The 20884-nt window shown below is 45.0% G+C and carries 19 protein-coding genes; 13 read left to right on the top strand and 6 right to left on the bottom strand.

The window, feature by feature from the left end:
• The first annotated feature begins 94 nt into the window (after positions 1-94).
• Both OSCIL6407_RS0118120 and OSCIL6407_RS0118115 read left to right on the top strand, forming a co-directional pair.
• Positions 95-841 carry a C40 family peptidase gene (locus OSCIL6407_RS0118120; protein ID WP_007357412.1) on the top strand — a complete coding sequence of 249 codons (747 nt, stop codon included), beginning with the start codon at positions 95-97 and terminating at the stop codon, positions 839-841.
• A 52-nt stretch (positions 842-893) separates the two neighbouring features.
• Positions 894-1934 carry a glycosyltransferase family 2 protein gene (locus tag OSCIL6407_RS0118115; protein WP_007357413.1) on the top strand — a complete coding sequence of 347 codons (1041 nt, stop codon included), beginning with the start codon at positions 894-896 and terminating at the stop codon, positions 1932-1934.
• 676 nt (positions 1935-2610) lie between these two features.
• Here the strand turns inward: OSCIL6407_RS0118115 and OSCIL6407_RS0118105 are convergent.
• Positions 2611-5190, bottom strand: a complete 2580-nt coding sequence (locus OSCIL6407_RS0118105) for a glycogen/starch/alpha-glucan phosphorylase (RefSeq protein ID WP_007354883.1) — start codon at positions 5188-5190, stop codon at positions 2611-2613.
• Between the two features lie 204 nt (positions 5191-5394).
• Here OSCIL6407_RS0118105 and OSCIL6407_RS0118100 point away from each other — a divergent pair, with 204 nt between their 5' ends.
• On the top strand, positions 5395-6018 hold the full coding sequence (locus OSCIL6407_RS0118100) for a hypothetical protein (RefSeq protein WP_007354882.1): 624 nt from the start codon (positions 5395-5397) through the stop codon (positions 6016-6018).
• Here the strand turns inward: OSCIL6407_RS0118100 and OSCIL6407_RS36515 are convergent, their stop codons facing one another.
• Together OSCIL6407_RS36515 and OSCIL6407_RS36510 are read right to left on the bottom strand one after the other, a co-directional pair.
• Complete coding sequence (locus tag OSCIL6407_RS36515) at positions 6019-6267, bottom strand: hypothetical protein (RefSeq protein WP_193789138.1); 249 nt, start codon at positions 6265-6267, stop codon at positions 6019-6021.
• On the bottom strand, positions 6176-8833 hold the full coding sequence (locus OSCIL6407_RS36510) for a two-partner secretion domain-containing protein (RefSeq protein WP_019487514.1): 2658 nt from the start codon (positions 8831-8833) through the stop codon (positions 6176-6178). Before OSCIL6407_RS36510 ends, OSCIL6407_RS36515 begins: the two co-directional genes overlap by 92 nt.
• Positions 8834-9079: 246 nt before the next feature.
• On the opposite strand from OSCIL6407_RS36510, the gene OSCIL6407_RS0118090 reads away from it, so the two are divergent.
• The 3 genes from OSCIL6407_RS0118090 to OSCIL6407_RS0118080 all read left to right on the top strand — a co-directional run bounded on the left by OSCIL6407_RS0118090 (position 9080) and on the right by OSCIL6407_RS0118080 (position 14474).
• The gene (locus OSCIL6407_RS0118090; RefSeq protein ID WP_007352949.1) at positions 9080-9943 is read left to right on the top strand and encodes a M20/M25/M40 family metallo-hydrolase; all 864 of its coding nucleotides are present in this window, start codon (positions 9080-9082) and stop codon (positions 9941-9943) included.
• 157 nt (positions 9944-10100) lie between these two features.
• The gene (locus OSCIL6407_RS0118085) at positions 10101-10745 is read left to right on the top strand and encodes a Uma2 family endonuclease (RefSeq protein ID WP_007352950.1); all 645 of its coding nucleotides are present in this window, start codon (positions 10101-10103) and stop codon (positions 10743-10745) included.
• 45 nt (positions 10746-10790) lie between these two features.
• Positions 10791-14474, top strand: coding sequence for a hydantoinase B/oxoprolinase family protein (locus OSCIL6407_RS0118080; protein WP_007352951.1), 3684 nt, complete (start codon positions 10791-10793; stop codon positions 14472-14474).
• A 122-nt stretch (positions 14475-14596) separates the two neighbouring features.
• On the opposite strand, the gene OSCIL6407_RS0118075 is transcribed toward OSCIL6407_RS0118080, so the two are convergent.
• Entirely contained in the window at positions 14597-15493 is an 897-nt protein-coding gene (locus tag OSCIL6407_RS0118075) for a pirin family protein (protein WP_007352952.1), read from the bottom strand.
• 326 nt (positions 15494-15819) lie between these two features.
• Here OSCIL6407_RS0118075 and OSCIL6407_RS0118070 point away from each other — a divergent pair, with 326 nt between their 5' ends.
• Complete coding sequence (locus OSCIL6407_RS0118070; protein ID WP_007352953.1) at positions 15820-16005, top strand: hypothetical protein; 186 nt, start codon at positions 15820-15822, stop codon at positions 16003-16005.
• A gap of 34 nt (positions 16006-16039) precedes the next feature.
• On the opposite strand, the gene OSCIL6407_RS0118065 is transcribed toward OSCIL6407_RS0118070, so the two are convergent.
• The gene (locus tag OSCIL6407_RS0118065) at positions 16040-17029 is read right to left on the bottom strand and encodes a ribonuclease Z (protein WP_007352954.1); all 990 of its coding nucleotides are present in this window, start codon (positions 17027-17029) and stop codon (positions 16040-16042) included.
• Positions 17030-17182: 153 nt separating this feature from the next.
• On the opposite strand from OSCIL6407_RS0118065, the gene OSCIL6407_RS0118060 reads away from it, so the two are divergent.
• Both OSCIL6407_RS0118060 and OSCIL6407_RS0118055 read left to right on the top strand, forming a co-directional pair.
• On the top strand, positions 17183-17404 hold the full coding sequence (locus OSCIL6407_RS0118060) for a type II toxin-antitoxin system HicA family toxin (RefSeq protein WP_007352955.1): 222 nt from the start codon (positions 17183-17185) through the stop codon (positions 17402-17404).
• Positions 17401-17625: a type II toxin-antitoxin system HicB family antitoxin gene (locus OSCIL6407_RS0118055; protein ID WP_007352956.1), complete on the top strand. Its 225-nt coding sequence runs from the start codon at positions 17401-17403 to the stop codon at positions 17623-17625. Before OSCIL6407_RS0118060 ends, OSCIL6407_RS0118055 begins: the two co-directional genes overlap by 4 nt.
• A 13-nt stretch (positions 17626-17638) precedes the next feature.
• On the opposite strand, the gene OSCIL6407_RS37860 is transcribed toward OSCIL6407_RS0118055, so the two are convergent.
• Complete coding sequence (locus OSCIL6407_RS37860; RefSeq protein WP_267879556.1) at positions 17639-17770, bottom strand: hypothetical protein; 132 nt, start codon at positions 17768-17770, stop codon at positions 17639-17641.
• Positions 17771-17894: 124 nt separating this feature from the next.
• Here OSCIL6407_RS37860 and OSCIL6407_RS0118050 point away from each other — a divergent pair, with 124 nt between their 5' ends.
• From OSCIL6407_RS0118050 to OSCIL6407_RS0118035, 4 genes are all read left to right on the top strand, one after another.
• On the top strand, positions 17895-19070 hold the full coding sequence (locus OSCIL6407_RS0118050; RefSeq protein WP_007352957.1) for a SpoIID/LytB domain-containing protein: 1176 nt from the start codon (positions 17895-17897) through the stop codon (positions 19068-19070).
• A 57-nt stretch (positions 19071-19127) separates the two neighbouring features.
• Positions 19128-19397, top strand: coding sequence for a hypothetical protein (locus OSCIL6407_RS0118045; protein ID WP_007352958.1), 270 nt, complete (start codon positions 19128-19130; stop codon positions 19395-19397).
• A gap of 74 nt (positions 19398-19471) precedes the next feature.
• Positions 19472-19921, top strand: coding sequence for an AAA family ATPase (locus tag OSCIL6407_RS0118040; RefSeq protein WP_007352959.1), 450 nt, complete (start codon positions 19472-19474; stop codon positions 19919-19921).
• Positions 19911-20708, top strand: coding sequence for a tRNA(His) guanylyltransferase Thg1 family protein (locus OSCIL6407_RS0118035; protein ID WP_007352960.1), 798 nt, complete (start codon positions 19911-19913; stop codon positions 20706-20708). The genes OSCIL6407_RS0118040 and OSCIL6407_RS0118035 overlap by 11 nt, the downstream gene beginning before the upstream one ends.
• The last annotated feature ends 176 nt before the right edge of the window (positions 20709-20884 follow it).

Here is a 20884-nt window from a genome sequence, read left to right as displayed (position 1 = left end):
GCTAGGGGCTAGGGAAAGATGGGGAAGATGGGGAAGATGGGGAAGATTAGCAATTAGCAATCAGCAATTAGCAATTAGCAATTAACCATTACCAATGACCAATTACCAATTATCCGATACTGTGGAGTATCAGTGCCAAGCCAATATCAATATCTATGATTCCCCGAAGTGCGATCGCTTGGCAACTCAGGCGGCGGCGGGGAGACATTTACGAATAGTCTTGGACTCCCCAGTACCTCTGGTATCTGAGGGAAGGAAAGAGAATCTTGAGGTAGCGATGCCTGCGGCTGGCTACGCCTACGGGGTTCGGCTGTGCGAGGATGACTATCCAGGATGGTTAGCTATCCAAGATGCACAGTTGCTAGAGGTAGCTGAAAAACCCTATCAAGCTAAAGTGATTTCCGAAGCTGAAATTAGAGATAAGTTACCAAGTGCGATCGCCTTTACCCGCCACGCCATGAACCAACCTAACCATTATCTCTGGGGAGGGACAGTTGGCCCAAATTATGACTGTTCAGGACTAATGCAAGCTGCCTTTGCCTCTCTAGGGATTTGGTTGCCCAGAGATGCTTATCAGCAGGAAGCTTTTACCCAACCAATTGCCTTAGCATCTTTACAACCAGGCGACTTAATTTTTTTTGGAACAACCGAAAAGGCCACTCATGTAGGATTATATCTAGGAGAGGGGCATTACATTCACAGCTCTGGGAAAGAACAAGGACGCAACGGCATCGGCATTGATATTTTGTCGGCAGAAGGGGATCTCGTTAGTCAGAGGTACTATCGGCTGTTGCGAGGTGCTGGTAGAGTAGTCAAAAGTTATAGTTTCAATGGCTCATAAGTATTTGTTAGTTGCGATTGTTTTGGTACTATTCCCAGAAAACTGACTGAAAATGTCTAATGATGAATTTGCAATAGGTGGTAGAGAAGTGAGTACGGCGTTATTTTTAGAAAAATTGGCAGGGGAACCAGGTGATGCACAGGCGGCACCTGATGTTTCAGTGGTAGTCCCGATTTACAATGAAGTGGAGAGTTTGCCTCACTTGATAGACGCGATCGCATCTAGCCTTCAGACATCTGGACTCAGCTATGAAATCATCTGCGTCGATGACGGCTCTAAAGATGGTTCTGCTCAATTACTCAAGGAACAGGCTAACAGCAGGAATGACCTCCGGGCTGTAATTTTGCGGCGCAATTACGGACAAACTGCCGCAATGTCAGCGGGGTTTAATCACGCTCTTGGTCGTGTAATAGTTACTTTAGATGGGGATTTGCAAAACGATCCAGCCGATATTCCCATCTTAATCGCTAAGTTAGATGAAGGTTACGATTTAGTCAGCGGTTGGCGGCAAAAAAGACAAGATAATTCTATTAGCCGTCTGCTACCATCGAAACTAGCTAATTTGTTAATTAGTCGAGTTACGGGTGTAAATTTACACGACTACGGTTGTTCGCTAAAAGCTTATCGGGCAGAATTAGCCGCCGACTTGAATCTTTACGGAGAATTGCACCGATTTTTGCCCGCTTTAGCCTTTATTGAAGGGGCGAGAATTTCGGAGATGCCAGTACGACATCATGCTCGTCGCTATGGTAAAAGCAAATATGGTATCTGGCGGACATTCCGGGTATTGATGGATTTGCTCACCATTACTTTTATGAAAAAGTTTCTAACCCGACCAATGCACGTTTTTGGCTTGTTAGGGATGATTTCGATGGCATTGGGTACGGTTTTAGGTATTTATTTGACTATCCTAAAACTGGGTTTAGGTCAAAGTATTGGCCATCGTCCTTTGCTGATTTTAGCTGTAGTTATGCTATTAGCTGGTGTCCAGTTATTTAGCTTTGGTTTGTTAGCAGAAATTTTGATGCGTACTTATCACGAATCTCAGGGAAGACCAATTTATCGAGTGCGCGAAATTTTGGGTAATAAGTAGGGCTGAGGACATCGGGTTTATGGCTCAATAAAGCTCGTAAACCCATAATTAATTTATAAATGTTGAAGTTGAAAGAGTGCTTGAAATCCGTTTGATATTCAATGATTTTTTGAGAACATCGGTACAATATAAAATGTAGCAACCGCCAAGGCGGTTAGGACATTCTCAATTCAGATTCTATTCCCTTCTTCCTCATTTTACCCTCTTACCCTTCTTTCCCCTCTTACCCATCTTCCCCTTCTTCCCTTCTTTCCCTTCTTTCCCTTCTTCCCCTAGGGCGTGTTTTCTTGCCTCGTTGTATCCCAATACGGTTCAGTTAAGAAGAATCTGACTTCTAAAAGATGCCTCCTATGCTCAGATGCTCAGGAAGAGGGAAGAGGGAAAAGCTTACGACCTAATGGATTATGAACCAGAGGTATAGCAACCGCCAAGGTGGTTAGGACATTTTAGTTTCCTCAAACCCTTAATTCCATTCCCTTCTTCCTCTTCTTTCCTGAGCATCAGAGCATCGTAGTCCCTCTTTTCCCCTTCTTCCTCTTCTTCCCCTAGCCCCTAGCCCCTAGCCCCTAGCCCCTAACCGCCTTGGCGGTTGCTATAACACGCTTGAGTTGCCCTAACTGTTAAGAAGGTTGCTATAACGGTTAACCATTAACTGTTAACCGTTAACTGTTAACCATTAACTTTCTGGCAGTAACGAGCCACCAAATTTTTGCACGTATTCTTCTAAGTCAATCTTCACAGGTTGCACATTCCAAATATCATGACAGTATTCTTTAATCGTGCGATCGCTCGAAAAGAATCCCATCCGAGCCGAATTTAGAATTGACATCCGCGTCCAAGTTTCAGGATCTCGGTAAGCTTGACTAACTCGCTCCTGACACTCAATATAAGACTGGTAGTCTACCAATAGCATATACTCGTCATGGTTGAGCAGCGAGTTGACGAGTGGCTGGAACAAATCAGGATTTTCTGGGGAAAAATATCCCGAACCAATGCGATCGCAAACTTCTTTTAACTCCTGATTCTCCTCGTAATACTTGCGGGGATTGTAGCCTTTTCCTTTCAGAGCATAAACTTCCTCCGCAGTCAAGCCAAACAAGAAGAAATTCTCCGCTCCCACTTTTTCGCGGATTTCAACGTTTGCACCATCAAGAGTTCCAATTGTCAGAGCTCCATTCATGGCAAATTTCATATTTCCCGTACCTGAAGCTTCCTTACCCGCTGTGGAAATTTGCTCAGAAAGATTCGCGGCTGGATACACAATTTGACCCAAAGATACGGAGTAATTTGCCAAAAACGCCACCTTAATCCTACCTCGGATATCAGGGTCATTATTCACAAATTCTGCCACCGAGTTAATCAACTTGATTACCAGTTTAGCGATGTAATAACCCGGTGCTGCCTTGCCACCAAAAATATAAGTCCGGGGTAAAACTTCCACATTGGGATCGCGCTTAATCCGATTGTACAATGTGATGATATAAAGCACCATCAGCAATTGCCGTTTGTATTCGTGAATCCGTTTTACCTGCACATCAAACAGCGAATCGGGATTCACTTCAATGTCGTTAAATAGCAGAATATAATCCGCCAAAGCCTGCTTATTTTCCCGCTTGATATTACGCCAGCGATCGCAAAATTCCGGGTCATTGATAAACTGTTCTAACTGTGAAAGTTGATCCAACTCTGTCACCCAACCATTGCCCAATTTCTCAGTAAATAATTGAGATAGTTTGGGGTTGCTTAAAGCCAGCCAGCGGCGAGGAGTTACGCCGTTAGTTTTATTGTTAAACTTTTCTGGCCACAATTCGTTGAAATCCCGTAGCACGTCTAGCTTCAAGAGTTCCGTGTGCAGAGCCGCCACACCGTTAATAGAATGGCTACCAACGCAGGCTAAATTTGCCATACGGATGTATTTCTCTTCACCTTCTTGAATCAAAGATAGCCTTTCTAGCCGCGCTTCATCTCTGGGATATTTAGCCTTCACCTCATCTAAAAAGCGGCGGTTGATTTCGTAAATAATCTCTAAATGCCTGGGCAAAACTCGCTGGAACAAACTCACAGGCCACCGCTCTAAAGCTTCTGACAGCAAAGTATGATTTGTGTAGGCAAAGACATTACGAGTAATGTACCAAGCGCGATTCCAACCTAAATGATGTTGATCTACCAACAGCCGCATCAATTCAGCTACACCAATTGAGGGGTGAGTGTCGTTTAACTGAAGCGAGACTTTTTCGTGGAAGCGGTCAAAATTATGGTTGGTTTGGCGATATTTGGCAATGATATCTTGTAGAGAACAACTCACAAAGAAATACTGCTGTTCTAGCCGCAGTTGTTTACCCTGAGATGTGTTATCATTCGGATAAAGAACCTTCGAGATATTTTCCGAAAAGATTTTGTCAGTTACAGAGCCGACGTAGTTGCCACTGTCAAATATTTGAAAGTCAAATTCTTCAGAAGCACCAGCACGCCAGAGGCGCAATGTATTCACTGTATTGTTGTTATATCCAGCCACAGGGGTATCGAAAGGCGTGCCCACAATCTTGCGGTCTGGAATCCAACGCACTCGGTGTTGACCGTGTTCGTCTTGGTAAGTTTCTGTATGTCCTCCGAAGTCTACTTCCACCATTAATTCTGGACGGCGAATTTCCCAAGGGTTGCCGAAACGCAGCCATTTATCTGGTCGTTCTACTTGAGCACCATCTACAATCCACTGGTCGAAAATTCCGAATTCATAGCGAATTCCATAGCCAATTGCGGGAATTTCTAAGGTAGCTAGAGAATCTAAAAAACAAGCAGCAAGACGACCTAAACCACCGTTACCAAGTCCGGGTTCAGATTCTAGGGCGATTAAATCATTGAGTTCGTGACCGAGTTCGCGCAGAGCAATTTCTACTCGTTCATATAGCCCCAAATTGAGCAAATTATTGCCCAACTGTTTGCCCATTAAGAATTCTGCGGAAAGATAAAATACTTCCTTGACATCTTTTTTGATGTATGATGTGGTGGTATTAATCCAGCGGTGGAGGAGGCGATCGCGCACAGTAAAAGCCAAGGCCATATAGTAATCGTAGGGCGTGGCCAAGAACTCATTTTTTCCCTGAATGTAGTAAAGATTATCAGCGAAAGCTCGCTTGAGAGTTTCCACAGTCATCCCTGTGCGATCGTCCTCAACCTTAATATTCAAAGGTTCTGCGGCGTTCATAGATTCGTCCGATACTCTGTGGAGTTCTGGCTCGAATAATTTTTTATCCATGATTTTTACGTTCCTGCTGTCTTACAGTTTCTGAGCTGCCGATCGCTTTTACAACTGTAATTTTACGTTAGCTCTGTGCATTGTAGGCAGTTTTGGAATACACTTTATCAAAAAATCGGAAATCTTTGTCTTCTTATAGGCTGATACTTGTCTTCTTCCTACACTTATACAATTTATCTGTATCTTAAGCAACGGTTTAACAAAATGCCCAAACCTCCTATCATCCAATCCGATCGCTCTTATACATTTGCTGACTATTTCAAACTCAACTTTGCCCCGCGAGACATTCTTGCTTACTTCGACGTAACGCTTCAGCGACAAGTAATGACGTTCCGTCGTTCTGGGGACAACCTCGATCGCCTTGTAGATTTGAAACGGCGCATAGAAGAAAGCTTACCTCGACTCAGCCTTACTAGCGAAGCGGCCCGCCGAGAATTTTTAATCGCTCCGGTGTTGATCGATGTGCTGCATTACACTCAAGCTACGCTGAATATTGAATACCCTGTTGTGGTCAGCGACCAATTAAAAGGTTCATTAGATTACTTACTCCAAAGTCAACAGACCTTTTTGGCGATCGAAGCTAAAAATGAAGATTTAGAAAGAGGATTTGTACAATTGGCCGTCGAATTAATTGCCCTCGATCGCTGGGTAGAATCAGGACAACCTATACTTTCAGGGGCAGTCTCAACGGGAAGTATTTGGCAGTTCGGTGTATTTAACCGTCAGGCTCGGCAAATGCACCAGGATCTTAACCTCTATCGAGTTCCTGCCGATCTAGAAGATTTGCTGAGGATCTTAGTTGGTATTTTAATACCAAATTCGGGCTAATTAGCGCGATCGGCAAGAAGGCGGGACAATCCCCGAACCGTGCGGCTCGCCATTGGGCGCTTCAGCCACCAGTTGAACTTCCCCATTAGAAGCTATTACCCAACCTTGAGCCTCAATAAGTTGGGATTGTTGACTGTTAACTGTTAACTGTTGACTGTCAACTGGGAAATTTCCCCCATCTCCCCCATCTCCCCCATCTCCCCCATCTCCCCCATCTCCCCCATCTCCCCCCCTCCCCTGCCCCCCCATCTCCCCCATCCCCCACCGGCCCAATCCAATTGACCACTACAGCATCGCTACTGAGGGCATCAAAAGGGCTCGGAGGCAAGCCACCGCGTCCGGTGACAACAAAACTGTTGCCGCGATCGCCACCGCAACCCTGTACAGTCAGATTTGCCGCATTGAGAACGTCAGTGGGCAACTCCACTAACCCGGAACTGGGGTTGATATCGGGGGTATTGATCACTACGACACCGCTAAACTGCGCCCCCAAATCCGAGGTAGCGGTAATATCGCTTTCAGGGGTTTGAGCTTGGCGAAAGGCCGTCCCAAAGACTCCTTGAGTATTGATGACGACTCGGCCTCCGGAACCTGCGATCGCGTTCGCCGTAATGTCACTATTTTCTAAGGCCGCCAAAGTCCCCGCATCCAGGGTAATGTTCCCCCCGTCAGCCGAGCCTGCATTGGTGGTAATGTTGCTGTTACCGCGCAACTGAACTGAATCTGCCTTAAGCAAGATGTCGCCACCGCCGCCAGATGAGGTTGCAGCCGAAATCGTGCCTTGATTTTTCAAACGAATGGTGTTGGCATCAACTTGCAAATTTCCGGCACGTCCCGTACCCGTACCCCTAACTCCTATTTCTGCGCCGTTACGTACCGTTAACTGCCCAGTCTTAATAATCAAATCTCCTGCTTGGCCGCTACCGCGCGTATTAGATTCGATCGCAGTGGGCACGATGCCATCACCAATAATCCCAAAGGAAACTGACTCTACACTGGGATCGACTGATGTCGCAAAACCACTGACTTCTATTGATTCGCGTGCGGTTAAAGTCAAGTTTCCTGCTTGACCTTCGCCTCCGGTTGCCGCCGAGATTTGTGCCCCATTGCGGACGCTTAAACGATCTGCGGTGACTTTGAGGTTGCCAGCGGAGGCCGTACCCTGTTGACCTGCGACTGTCAGCAGGGAGGAAGAGGTGAACAAACCGCTTAAAAAGCGCCCGTCGGGGGATAAACCGTTGAGTTCTACATCAGAAACATTGATGGTGAGATTCCCGCCTCGACCTTTGCCAGCAGAAGAAGCGGATACCTGTGCTCCGTTGCCGACGATTAACTCTCTGGCGTTAACTGTCAAGTCTCCGCTATCACCAGCGCCGAGAGAGACGGTGAATAAGCCTCCAGGCAAGGGAGCACCAGGGGGAAGTCCGCTAAGCTCTATTGTGTCGGCGTTGACTGTGAGGTTGCCGCCTCGACCTTCGCTAGCGGCATTGGGGTTGGTGGCGATTATGCTGCCATTGAGACCGATCAGTTGGGGGGTGTTGATTTCGATGTTGCCAGCGTTGCCAGTGCCTGCTGTGCCTGTAAGGATGATGGAACCGTTGGTAATTGACATTTTTTCGGAAGCTGCGATCGCGAGGTTTCCTCCAAGTCCGGGGCCGAGGGCTGAGGTTAAGATGGAGGCTCCGTTGGTCATTGTCAATTGTGGGCTGTTAATGGTAAGGCTACCTGCGTTTCCCGGACTGGCGCTGAGAGCAAATATGCCATCTACGCGATCGCTTAAGACAAAGGTTCCACTTACCAGTTTGACGAGGATGCCGAAGGGTGCGCTGCCTGCAATGGTTACGGACTCGGAAGCGTTGATGTTGACGTTCCCGCCTGCACCGGTGCCGAAGGTGGAAGAGGAGATGAAGCCGCCGCCTTGAATTGAGAGATTTTGCGATCGGATATCTATGCCGCCGCCGTTGAGGTTGCCCAGTGTATCGGCAACTATGCTAGCGCGATCGCTAATAGCAACATTTTTGCCCTGCACTCGCACTGTGCCACCGCCTAAACCGCTAGCATTGACAGCGGCTTGCTGGGATAGCAATATATCTCCTAATGGGGAATTACCAGGGGCTAAATTTCCCAGTTGCCAGTTCCCAGTTGCCAGTTCAATAGTGCCTCCGGGTGCTGTCAAATTGCCGCCTTCGAGTCGGACTTCGCGACCAATTAGCCCTAGAGTTTGACCGGGATTTACTTGCAGTCCGACTATATTACCATCGCGATCGGTGGTTTGGGATTGCACTGCGATCGCGCCGGAATTGCCACCAGCAGAATTGCGACCAAATTGCACGCCAATCGGCACGCTAACTGTTAGTAAAGGTGCTCTTTGGGGGTTAGCATTTAAAGCTGTACCATCAGCAAACTGAATGCTATTAGCTGTACTGGCAACAAAAGAACCACCGATATTTAATCGAGCATTTGGCCCGAAGATAATCCCATTAGGATTGAGCAGAAATAAGTTAGCAGTACCGTTAGCACGAATTAAACCATCAATATTAGAAATATTGCCACCTGTGACGCGGCTGATGATATTTTGAATATCGGCAGCGTTGTTAAAAAAAGCAGTGCCGCCATTAGTCACAGAAAATTCTTGGAAACTATGAAATAAGTTATCGCCCAGTTTTGTGCCTCCTTCAATCCTGTTGATGTTACCTTCTGGGAGTACAGTAGTGTTATTTGGTAAGGTATTATCGGGAGTAATTTGAGCATTAACGGCGGCGGGAATCAGTAAAAATAAAAGAGTGGTTGCGAACCGGAAGGGGCGATATACCATAAATTTTACTTGCTATTTAACTAGGGGCTAGGGGCTAGGGGCTAGGGGCTAGGGAAGAGAGAGGGAGATGGGGGAGATGGGGGAGATGGCGAGGATGGGGGAGATGGGGGAGATGGGGGAGATGGGGAAGATAGGTAATTAGCAATTAGCAATTAGCCATTAGCAATTAGCAATTAGCCATTAGCCATTAGTCTGTTCTTATCCTATTAAATCAAGCCAAGTCTGAAGGCTCAGGAGAATTGCACCTTGGAACTAAAAGAGCGTTTGTACAACCATCTTACTCAAATTGTGCGCGATCGCAACCCCTATTTTGCCTCGGCTGGACATTTCTATGTTCAGCAATACATCCGCCAACAGCTACAACAGTGGGGAAATGTTGAACTTGACGAGTTTCAGGTACGGGGGAAAGTTCATCACAATTTAATTTTGAGTTTACCTGGTGGAGATCCCCCCTTTAAAAAGGGAGGGAGTAGTCATAAATTACACCCAATTTTAATTGGAGCTCATTATGATACAGTACCAGGTTCGCCGGGAGCGGATGATAATGGTACGGGGCTGGCAGTGTTGTTAGAATTAGCGAGTGCGATCGCATCTCAACCGCTTAAATATCCCGTTCAATTAATTGCTTTTGACATGGAAGAATACGGTTTCTTAGGTAGTAACCATTATGCGGCTAAGCTGCAAGCAGAAAATCAGCCTTTGCGGTTAATGATTGCCTTGGAAATGTTGGGTTATTATGATAATACTCCTAATTCCCAGAGCTACCCAACTGGGTTAAAATATTTTTACCCCAATTGTGGCAATTTCATTGCTTTAATTGGCAATTTGCGAACAATTCTAGATATGATTAATTTGAGTAGAAACATTCGCCAATCTGGGAGTAATTGCGAGTGGTTGCCAGTCCCGAATCGCGGTTTAATTGTACCTGATACGCGGAGGAGCGATCATGCTCCATTTTGGGATAGAGGATACCGAGCAATAATGGTGACAGATACTGCTAATATGAGGAATCCTCACTATCATCAGAAAAGCGATAAAATTGATACTTTAAATTTAGATTTCCTGGCTGGTGTTTGTCAGGGTTTAGAAGCAGGAATTCGTTGTTTATAATGTTAGCCAGGCGATTAGCTCTGGCAACGCTGTGCTAAAATTGAATATATATCTGTAGCACCGATATTTGAGCGATAAGAAACCTCCGAAAGGGCGGTGTTATGGCAGGTGTAAATCATGGAATGGATTGTCAATTTATCTGCAAGGAAGTTTAGTTATGACTGTGACAATGCCTCTAGAAGGAAAAGTTTTACTTCATAACGTTAGTTGGGACGAATTTGAGAATATACTAATTGAAATTGGGGAGACTCGCTCATCTCGAATTGCTTATGATAGAGGTACGCTGGAAATTGTTATGCCATTACCGGAACATGAAGGTTATAAAGAAATTATCGGGGATTTAATCAAAGAATTAGCAGATGAACTAGAAATTGACTATGCAAGTTTTGGATCGACAACTTGGAAACGACAAGATAGGTTGGCGGGTGCGGAACCCGATAATTGCTTCTACATCCAGAATGAAATTATGGTGCGTGGAAGACTGGATATTGACTTAAATCAAGATCCACCGCCAGACTTGGTATTAGAAATTGATTATACCAGCAAATCATTAAATAGACAGCCAATTTATGCCCGTTTAGGAGTACCTGAAATTTGGCGTTACGAGAATGGAGTTTTACAAGTTTATCACCTGCAATCTGGAGAGTATATCGAATCGGAGTTTAGTTTGGCATTTCCTAACTTTCCTGTAAAAGAAATACCTAATTTTGTGCAACAAAATATCGCAGAAAGCAGAAGGGCAATTCGCAGGTTATTTCGAGAGTGGGTTAAGAACTTTGTAACGCCGTCCTCTGGGCGGTAAAGCAACCACGCAGAGGGCAGCGTTACGGTAATTATAGGTGAAATTATGGCTAATGATTCTGACAAAAAGTGGCAATTTTGGATCGATCGCGGCGGCACATTTACTGATATCGTTGCTAAGCGCCCCGATGGTAAATTAGCGATCCATAAATTACTCTCAGAAAATCCAGATCGCTACACGGATGCACCTTGTCAGGGAATCAGAGATATATTAGGAATTTCCGATCGTGAACCCATCCCATCGGCACAAATAGAAGTCATAAAAATGGGTACGACTGTCGCTACAAATGCCTTATTAGAAAGAAAAGGCGATCGCACTTTATTGATTATTACTAAAGGTTTTCGGGATGCTTTGAGAATTGGCTATCAAAATCGTCCTAATATCTTTGCACTTCAGATTGTTTTACCAGAAATGCTGTATGAAAAAGTGGTGGAAGTAGAAGAACGCTACAGCGCCGACGGAAAAGAATTAACACCTGTCAAAACAGAATTTATTGCCTCTTTACAACAAGCGTATAATCAAGGAATCCGCAGTTGTGCCATTGTATTTATGCACAGCTATCGTTACCCCGACCATGAAAAACAAGTTGCCAAAATTGCCAGAGAAATTGGTTTTACCCAGATTTCAGTATCTCACGAAGTTAGCCCATTAATGAAACTGGTTTCGCGTGGAGATACTACCGTTGTCGATGCCTATTTATCTCCGATTTTACGGCGATATGTAGAGCAATTTACGAGTCAATTATCAATAACGCAGGGAGGCGAAAGTTATCCTAATTTAATGTTTATGCAGTCCAACGGCGGGTTAGTTGCTGCTGACAAATTCCAAGGAAAAAATAGCATTCTATCTGGCCCCGCAGGCGGAATTGTTGGCGCAGTAGAAACAAGTTTAAGGGCGGGAATTGACAAAATAATTAGTTTTGATATGGGCGGTACATCAACTGATGTCGCGCATTTTAATGGTGAATACGAACGGGAATTTGAAACAGAAATTGCTGGGGTAAGGTTGCGATCGCCCATGATGGCCATTCACACCGTCGCGGCCGGTGGCGGTTCGATCGCATTTTTTGACGGTTCCCGCTACCGGGTAGGGCCGGAGTCCGCAGGCGCGAATCCAGGGCCCGCCTGTTATCGCAGAGGCGGCCCGCTGACGGTGACTGATTGCAATGTGATGCTGGGCAAAATTCACCCCGAATTTTTCCCGAAAGTGTTTGGCCCGCAGGGGGATTTACCGCTGGATGTAGAGGTTGTCAGGCGGAAATTTGAGGAATTGGCGATCGCGATGTCTACGGCTGGCTACGCTTACGGAGATGGCCGAACAGCGGAACAGGTGGCGGCGGGTTTTTTGGCGATCGCAGTTGAAAAAATGGCGAACGCGATCGAAAAAATCTCACTTCAGCGCGGTTATGACGTAAGTGAGTATACTTTGTGCTGTTTCGGAGGTGCTGGCGGTCAACACGCTTGCGCGATCGCTGATGCTTTGGGGATGAAACAGGTATTTATCCATCCTTATGCGGGCGTTTTATCCGCTTATGGGATGGGTTTGGCGGATGTCCGAGTGATGCGGGAAAAGGCAGTTGAAGCCAAGTTAAATAGTGAATTATTAACAGAATTGCAGTCAGTATTTGCCGAGTTAGAAGCAGAGGGAAAAAGGGAACTAAACCGCAAAGACGCAGAGATAGAGGTTGTTTGCAAGCTGCATTTAAAGTATCGGGGAAGTGATTCCGTATTGCTGGTTAATTTCGCTGACGATATCGCTGCGATCGCATCGGAATTTGAAGCCGCACACCAACAGAGATACGGTTTTATTATAGCAGAAAAAGCGTTAATTGTCGAAGCGGTTTCGGTGGAAGTTGTGGAAAAGATAAAAATTTTAGAGGAACCAGAAGTTTCTATCTCGATTGAAACCGATTTATCCTCTGTTTTTACTGTACGAATGTATGCAGGCGATCGGTGGTATGATACACCAGTTTATCGGCGGGAATATTTACAGTCTGGCGATTGCATTATTGGCCCTGCGATTATTATTGAGGCAACGGGTACGAATGTTATTGAACTAGGTTGGCAGGGGGAATTGACAGATCGCAATTATTTGATTTTAAAACGGCAATCAGCGAATATTCAGCTAGCTTATAGCGATTGTAGCACAGCTAAAGATCCCGTGAGGTTGGAAATTTTTAATAATTTGTTTCGGGCAATTGCCGAACAAATGGGCATCACCTTGCAGAACACCAGTTCTTCAGTTAATATCAAAGAAAGGCTTGATTTTTCCTGCGCCATCTTCGATGGAAACGGCCAATTAGTTGCCAATGCACCTCATATTCCCGTGCATTTAGGTTCAATGAGTGAAAGCGTGGAAGCTTTAATTAATGCCAAAGGTAACGAAATCGAACCGGGCGACGTTTATGTTTCCAATAATCCCTACAACGGTGGTACGCACTTACCTGATATTACTGTAATTACACCTGTTTTTACAACCAAAAAAATTACTAATTCCACCGATAAACCATCCGTCAAATCCGTTGAAAAACCTATATTTTATGTAGCATCAAGGGGACATCATGCCGACATCGGTGGCATGACTCCAGGTTCTATGCCTCCCCATAGTAAATCTATTGAAGAAGAAGGTATATTGATCGATAACTTTAAGCTAGTTAGCCAAGGTATTTTGCGTGAAAAAGAATTACTAGAAATTTTAACATCTGACAATTACCCAGTTCGCAACTCTGCTCAAAATCTAGCAGACTTGCAGGCACAAATTGCCGCCAATGAGCGAGGATTGCAAGAACTTATTAAGATGGTAGAGCATTATGGGTTGGCAACGGTACAAGCTTATATGGGTTATGTGCAAGACAATGCTGAAGAGTCAGTGCGCCGGGTAATTGACATCTTAAAAAATGGCGAATTTACTTATCCAATGGATGCTGGTGGATTAATTAAAGTAGCAATTACTATTGATAAATCTAGTCGCAGTGCCAAGATTGACTTTACAGGCACTTCATCTCAGCAAGACAGTAACTTTAATGCTCCCGCAGCCGTTTGTAAAGCTGCCGTGTTGTATGTCTTTCGCACTTTGGTAGATGATGACATTCCCTTAAATGCTGGATGTTTGAAACCCTTAGAAATCATCATTCCTGAAGGATGTATGTTGAATCCGCGTTATCCTGCTGCTGTGGTTGCGGGAAATGTGGAGACTTCGCAGAATATTACTGATGCTTTGTATTGTGCCTTGGGAGTGATGGCCGCTTCTCAGGGAACAATGAATAATTTTACCTTTGGAAATGAGCGTTATCAATATTATGAAACTATCTGTGGTGGTGCCGGTGCGGGTGCTGATTTTAACGGTACGGATGCGGTACAAACTCACATGACAAATTCTCGTCTAACCGATCCAGAAGTATTAGAATGGCGGTTTCCGGTGTTGCTAGAAAGTTTTGAAATTCGCGCCAATAGTGGGGGAAGTGGATATCATTCTGGGGGAAATGGGGTAGTGCGGCGGATTCGTTTTCGGGAGGGGATGACGGCGGGTATTTTATCAGGAAGGCGGGTAATTTCTCCTTATGGTTTGCATGGTGGGGAAGATGGTATTCTGGGGAAAAATTACGTTGAAAGAAGTGATGGAACTGTGGAAGAATTAGGGGGTACGGCGACGGTGGAAATGCGGCCTGGGGATGTGTTTGCGATCGAGACTCCGGGGGGTGGAGGGTATGATGATTGTCTCAAAAATTAATATTTTCTACATTCTTCATAATGTATCTTGGTAGAGGAACGATCGCTTATGAAATACTGAATCTTGGCCTCAAAACTTTAGATTCAATTAGTTCTTCCTCGATTAGATTGCTCCAGCCATTCCTACAACGGCTGTTCTGCTTTAGGTTGCGGCTCTTCTGGCAATGGAATAAATTCTGTCTCTTGAGGAACTCGATCGAATCTCCCTTCCTTCCAATCCTGCTTGGCTTCCTCAATACGATCGCGCCGACTTGAAACAAAATTCCACCACTTATAACGCTCACCCACAGGTTCACCCCCAACCACAACACAACGAGCATTAGCAGAGGCAGAAACGTTTACCGATGTGCCTGGAGTTAGAACCGCTAAGCGATGTTGTTCCAGAGGCATCCCGTCGATCGCCAGTCCCTCGGTTACACTGTAAACCGCCTGTTCGCTGTAATCACCCGGCAAGGTAAATTGCGTTCCCTGAGCTAGTTGCACATCCAGGTAAATCATCGGTGAAAATGTTTGTACTGGGGAACTGCGATCGTAAGCATCGCCCGCAATCAGAGTGAATGAAACTCCTTTCTCTTCCCAAGCAGGCAGATCGGTTGCTGGATGATGCCGAAACCAGGGTTCAGTTTCTTCGTACTCATCAGGAAGCGCCACCCAGGTTTGAATACCATGCACAATAGTTCCTTGATTGCGTTCATCGTCTGGCGTGCGTTCTGAGTGGACAATGCCTCGTCCTGCTGTCATCCAGTTTACTGCACCGGGACGGATTTCTTGAACGCTACCAACACTATCGCGATGCAGCACAACGCCTTCAAATAGGTAGGTGACGGTTGCTAAATTGATGTGGGGATGGGGTCTGACATCCACACCCTTACCTGGTGGAAACGTCGCAGGGCCGAGATGGTCAAAAAAGATGAAGGGGCCTACCAGAGTGAGAACGTCTGAGGGAAGGAGGCGACGAGCTTGAAAGCCGCCCAAATCTTGAATGTGTGGCTCAATCAGATGTTGGATGCTATCAGTCATAATTGCTGTTGATGAAGTTGTTTAGCTAAACCTGCTAGAGATGCTCCGTCTTCACAGAAGGCAAGGTTTTAAAATTGAGCGAATTTAGACCATTCTAAACTAGCTGGACTCGATCCGATCGCCACCCGATCGTCAAAAAGTTATATCAAGTCCGAGCGATCGCGCTGTAGTTTGGTAGTCAAGACTTACGCAAGTACGCTATATGTAGCCTACAACCATACTAGCGATCGCTAGCTCAGCTACTGCGCGATCGCCAAAACTCGAAAATCTAGGAACCGACAATAATTAATAATAAAGTAGATTAAGAATAATGCCATGATACAACGGTGTCTCAGCTTTTAGACTTCGGCAAAAAGTGGCGGGCTGACTCGGTTGAAATATGTGATGGCAACAATGAGGAGTATAGCTGGCAACTCAAACGTCGGTTACTAGCTAGATTAGAAGGGGCCCTTTGGGGCAACAATCCTCAAAAAGATCGGGATGCAGTCGTTATTTCTTACTGGTGGGATTAACTTTATTAACCCCTCAGAGCGATCGCAAAAGCTATCAGCCAGGGGACTTTATCCCGGCGGATGATGACGATAGTGCTTGATTTAAGTCAGCATCTTGACGGCGCGGGATCTCATAAGTCAAAAAATCATGAGCCATCTTTGTCTTGGGGAAAATCGCCCGTGATTCTTGCAACAAATCATCTAAAACGATCGAATTTCCCGGAGCATAACGCGGACTAAAATGAGTCATAATTAACTGCTTTACCCCTGCTCGTAAAGCAACTTGAGCTGCCATCGTCGAAGTTGAATGCAACCTATCAAAAGCCATTTGTGCATCTTGATGGGAAAAAGTAGCTTCGTGAACTAAAACATCAGCATCTCTTGCTAATTCTACGGCTTCATCGCAATAAACCGTATCAGTACAATACACAAACGTCCGACCTTTTTGCGCCGGGCCGCAGAAATCAGCGCCGTTAAAAGTTCTCCCATCTGGCAAAGTAACGATCTTGCCATTTTTCAATTCACCATACAAGGGGCCGAAGGGAATTCCTAATGCTTTCGCCTTCTCTACATCAAAATGTCCCTGCCGATCTTTTTCCGTCACGCGGTAGCCAAAAGCTGTTACCCGGTGCTTCAAATAGCCGCAACTAACAATATATTCTTCATCTTCAAAAATCACTCCTACCTGATTTTTGTGAACCTTCATCGGGTAAGAAAAATGAGTTTGAGAATAGCGCACGCAAGCTTGTAAATATTCGTCTAATCCTGACGGGCCATAAAGGTCAATGCGTTTAACATTGCCAGCTAAACCACAGCTTGCCAATAAACCCATTAAGCCGAAAATGTGGTCGCCGTGCAGGTGAGTGATAAAAATTCGACTAAGTTGGCTAACCTTGAGCTCAGAACGGAGAAACTGGTGCTGAGTTCCTTCGCCACAGTCAAATAGCCAAAGTTCCGCCCGCTGGGGCAGGCGGAGAGCGATACTAGAAACATTGCGCGATCGCGTCGGTACGCCAGAGCTAGTTCCAAGAAAAGTAATTTGCAAAGCTCAAATTTCCTCAATCAAATTACACAAAATATGTTAAATATATCCAGGGTGCAGTGAATGCGTACACCTTAATTCTACTTACTTCCTCTCTGATTATAGCATAAACTACACAGACATCGACACCGCTACTGAATCGGCTACCATTCACTTATGCCTAAGAAAATTAGAGAATTGAAAAGTATATTGCAAAAAGCAGGATTCATTTGTCAGCCAGCAAAAGGCAGTCATAGTAAGTGGAAGCATCCCAAATTAGCGAAGGCTATTATCATATCTGGTAAAGACGGAAATGATGCTAAACTATATTTAGAGAAGTTAGTCAACGAAACAATTGAGGTGCTTAGGCAAATCGAAGCAGAGGAAACAGAAACATGAAATATACAGTTGTGATTCAATGGTCAGAAGAAGATCGATGCTTTGTCGTGTTTTTGCCTGAATTTGAGGATGTAATGCAGCCAGTAACTCACGGAGATTCTTATGAAGAAGCTATCTATAATGCACGAGAGGTACTGGAGTTACTAATTGATAGCTGTCAAGCTGAAGGTAAACCATTGCCAACAACTAAGAAGCTAGAACGATTATTTCAGCCTGCATAAAATTTTAACTGATTTATGTCAGTGCCGAGAAATTAATGCTGAGTTCCTTTGCCGCAGTTCGCTGGGGCAGGCGAAGAGCGATACTAGAAACATTGCGCGATCGCGTCGGTACGCCAGAGCTAGTTCCAAGAAAAGTAATCTGCAACGCTCAAATTTCCTCAATCAAATTACACAAAATATGTTAAATATATCCAGAGTGCAGTTAGTACCCTTGCCTCAATTCTACTAACTTCTTTCCCGATTGTTCCTTCGTGCTTCTTCCTTGCAACATGAAATCTGGACTCTTCTTGACTCCCTTCGTTTTAGCAGTAGGAAAACGCCACTGGTGGGTATCGCTGCTGTTGTGGCTGGTAATGGTAGCCCCAGCACAAGCATCGCTAATCTTGCGAGTCGCCGTTTCCGAAGCGGCGAGTCAAGTGAAAATTGGCAGTTCCACCAAAGCTCTAGTCCGTGACGCTAGCGGTAAAACCTTGGGAGAATTACCAGCTATGAACGGGTTTGCGGCTCAACCTCAGTCTGGTAAAGTCGCGCTGTCTCGATGGGCGGCGGGTCAAATGTGGATCGAACCGACCGGGAACGGCTATGTTTGGATAGGCGATCGCTGGTATCGCGGTAAAACTCTCCTCATCCCTCAAAAGGGAGGCTTGACTGCCGTTAACTACGTCGAGCTCGAACAGTATCTCTACAGCGTCCTGGGTGCGGAAATGAGCGGCAATTGGCCGCAAGAAGCCTTGAAAGCCCAAGCCGTTGCCGCACGTTCCTACGCCCTCAATAAGCGCTCAGAAAGCCAAACTGACATTTACGACTTAGAAAACACCCAAATATCGCAAGTTTACAAAGGTTTAGAAACTGAATCTTCCGGTACTTATGCCGCAGTTGATGCCACTGCTGGTCAAGTTTTGACCTACGGCGGCCAAATTATTTTAGCTGTATTCCACTCCTCCTCTGGCGGCCACACCGAGAACGTCGAAGACGTTTGGACGCAACCATTGCCTTACCTGCGGGGAGTTCCCGACTTTGACCAAGGAGCACCCGTTTACGAGTGGACGAAAACCTTTTCTCGTTCGGAATTGAGTACCAAGATTTCTGGAGTTGGTAATATTGTCTCCATCATGCCCCAGCGAACTACTGCTTTTGGCAGCGTGATTACGATGAAAGTAGTGGGGGATAAGGGGTCAAAAGTAGTCAGCGGCGCAACTTTGCGGGAAGCATTGGGATTAAGAAGTACCCGTTTTACAGTCACTCCCCAGTATGGCACTGTAGCAGCCACGACCAATCCCGAACAGCCGCCAACTGCTTTTCAAGTCAAGGGCAAAGGTTTCGGCCACGCAGTGGGAATGAGTCAATGGGGGGCTCACAATATGGCTCAAAAGGGATATAATTACCAGCAAATTTTGCTGCACTATTACCAAGGTGCTACTCTAGCTAGAATTCAAGTGCAGTAACAGTTAACAGTTAACGGTTAACTGTTAATGGTTAACTGTTAACTAATTAAGGATACCATGCAAAAGTGGGAGTATCTATTTCTGGAAGCAAGCCCTTATCCGTTTGGGGATAGGTTGATTAACTTGTATGTGAATGGTCAAGAGTTGCGAGATTGGAAAGAAGGTTCGCTACATCTATTTGTAAATCAATTGGGAGACGAGGGTTGGGAACTCGTCGATTTACACCACGATCCAAAATATGACCATAATTATTTGATTTTTAAGCGTCCTAAAGTTGTGAAGAAAGCTAGCAGGGCAAAACCTTCTAGTAAAGCGAAAGATGCTTAAAATGGGTAAGTTGGTAAGATGATAAGATATTTAGGTTAAACGGCGAGCGGGTTTAAGTAGGTATTGAATCAGTAATGCAAGCAATCATTTTTGTGGGTATTCAAGCCAGTGGCAAATCAACTTTCTACAGTCAACGCTTTTTTCAGACACACATCCGCATCAACCTAGATATGCTCAAAACTAGGCATCGAGAAAAACGGCTTCTCGAAACTTGTCTTGAGATTTCTCAGTCTTTTGTCGTAGATAATACAAACCCAACACCTGAAGACCGAAAACGCTACATTGAGCCATCAAAGAAACAAGATTTTCACATTATTGGGTATTACTTTGAGTCAAAAATTGCTGATTCCATCCAACGCAACCAAAGCCGTCAACCTGAGCAGCAAGTTCCAGAAAAAGGAATTAGAGGTACACACGCACGATTAGTAATACCCAAGTATAGAGAAGGTTTTGACAAACTTTACTATGTTCGGCTATCTCCAGAACGAGAGTTTGCAGTGGAGGAATGGGTTAATGAAGTTTGAAGAGTTAGACAAAAAATTAAGAACTTTCGAGACAGCCCATGATTTGTGTGTCCTACCAGAGATTTTTATGGTAGCTCGCATCGATGGGCGTAACTTTACACGCTTAACGAAGGAAATCCATAAGTTTGAAGCTCCCTTCGATCCTCAATTTCGAGATTATATGGTGGCTACGGTAGAACATCTAATGAATTGTGGTTTTCGTATAGTCTACGGCTACACACAAAGCGATGAAATTTCACTTTTACTACACAGAAATGAAGAGAGTTTTAGTCGCAAGTTGCGAAAGCTAAATTCTATTTTTGCAGGAGAAGCAAGTGCGAAGCTCTCACTATTACTAGGTAGTATCGCTGCATTCGACTGTCGGATTTCCCAACTCCCTACCCTCAATCTGGTAGTGGATTATTTCCGTTGGCGGAATGAAGATGCTCATCGGAATGCTTTAAACGCTCACTGTTACTGGATGCTACGAAGAAGTGGTGAAAATGCTATAACTGCAACTGAAAAACTAGACAGACTTTCTGTTAGCGATAAAAATGAACTACTTTATCAACAAGCTAAAATTAATTTTAACGACCTACCCAACTGGCAAAAGCGTGGCATAGGTTTGTATTGGGAATCGTACCAGAAAGAAGGAATTAGTCCGATCGCAGGAGAGAAAGTATTTGCAGTAAGAAGGCGAATTAAGGTTGATATGGAACTTCCAATGAAAGATGATTATAGCGAATTTATTCACGACCTGGTACTCCGAGAACATCCAGATATAAAAACTGTTGTTGGTAATTGGTAGTGGCCACCTGACGGGGTGACAACGCTGCTGGTAAATCAGGTAATTGGGTAATGGCTCAAAGTAGACAGCAAGAAATAGCTGATATTGAAATTGTCAGTGAGAGTTGAATTATTTCTATAATAAGGGTGCTTATACAAGAGGTTGATAGTATAGTTCCATTACCTGCTTGTTCCTTA

Origin of the sequence: Kamptonema formosum PCC 6407, assembly GCF_000332155.1 — a bacterium.
Lineage (GTDB): Bacteria > Cyanobacteriota > Cyanobacteriia > Cyanobacteriales > Microcoleaceae > Kamptonema > Kamptonema formosum.
The sequence above is the reverse complement of the archived record's forward strand: the minus strand, read 5'-3'. Positions and strand labels throughout refer to the sequence as shown.

Bases quoted from the DNA above. Each gene is read 5' to 3' on its own strand.
- OSCIL6407_RS0118075 (WP_007352952.1), bottom strand. From the start codon at position 15,493: ATGACTGATAGCATCCAACATCTGATTGAGCCACACATTCAAGATTTG.
- OSCIL6407_RS0118040 (WP_007352959.1), top strand. From the start codon at position 19,472: ATGCAAGCAATCATTTTTGTGGGTATTCAAGCCAGTGGCAAATCAACT.
- OSCIL6407_RS0118080 (WP_007352951.1), top strand. From the start codon at position 10,791: ATGGCTAATGATTCTGACAAAAAGTGGCAATTTTGGATCGATCGCGGC.
- OSCIL6407_RS0118060 (WP_007352955.1), top strand. From the start codon at position 17,183: ATGCCTAAGAAAATTAGAGAATTGAAAAGTATATTGCAAAAAGCAGGA.
- OSCIL6407_RS0118120 (WP_007357412.1), top strand. From the start codon at position 95: ATGACCAATTACCAATTATCCGATACTGTGGAGTATCAGTGCCAAGCC.
- OSCIL6407_RS0118105 (WP_007354883.1), bottom strand. From the start codon at position 5,190: ATGGATAAAAAATTATTCGAGCCAGAACTCCACAGAGTATCGGACGAA.
- OSCIL6407_RS0118085 (WP_007352950.1), top strand. From the start codon at position 10,101: ATGACTGTGACAATGCCTCTAGAAGGAAAAGTTTTACTTCATAACGTT.
- OSCIL6407_RS0118045 (WP_007352958.1), top strand. From the start codon at position 19,128: ATGCAAAAGTGGGAGTATCTATTTCTGGAAGCAAGCCCTTATCCGTTT.
- OSCIL6407_RS0118115 (WP_007357413.1), top strand. From the start codon at position 894: ATGTCTAATGATGAATTTGCAATAGGTGGTAGAGAAGTGAGTACGGCG.
- OSCIL6407_RS0118100 (WP_007354882.1), top strand. From the start codon at position 5,395: ATGCCCAAACCTCCTATCATCCAATCCGATCGCTCTTATACATTTGCT.
- OSCIL6407_RS36515 (WP_193789138.1), bottom strand. From the start codon at position 6,267: ATGGGGGGGCAGGGGAGGGGGGGAGATGGGGGAGATGGGGGAGATGGG.
- OSCIL6407_RS0118035 (WP_007352960.1), top strand. From the start codon at position 19,911: ATGAAGTTTGAAGAGTTAGACAAAAAATTAAGAACTTTCGAGACAGCC.
- OSCIL6407_RS0118050 (WP_007352957.1), top strand. From the start codon at position 17,895: ATGAAATCTGGACTCTTCTTGACTCCCTTCGTTTTAGCAGTAGGAAAA.
- OSCIL6407_RS0118055 (WP_007352956.1), top strand. From the start codon at position 17,401: ATGAAATATACAGTTGTGATTCAATGGTCAGAAGAAGATCGATGCTTT.
- OSCIL6407_RS36510 (WP_019487514.1), bottom strand. From the start codon at position 8,833: ATGGTATATCGCCCCTTCCGGTTCGCAACCACTCTTTTATTTTTACTG.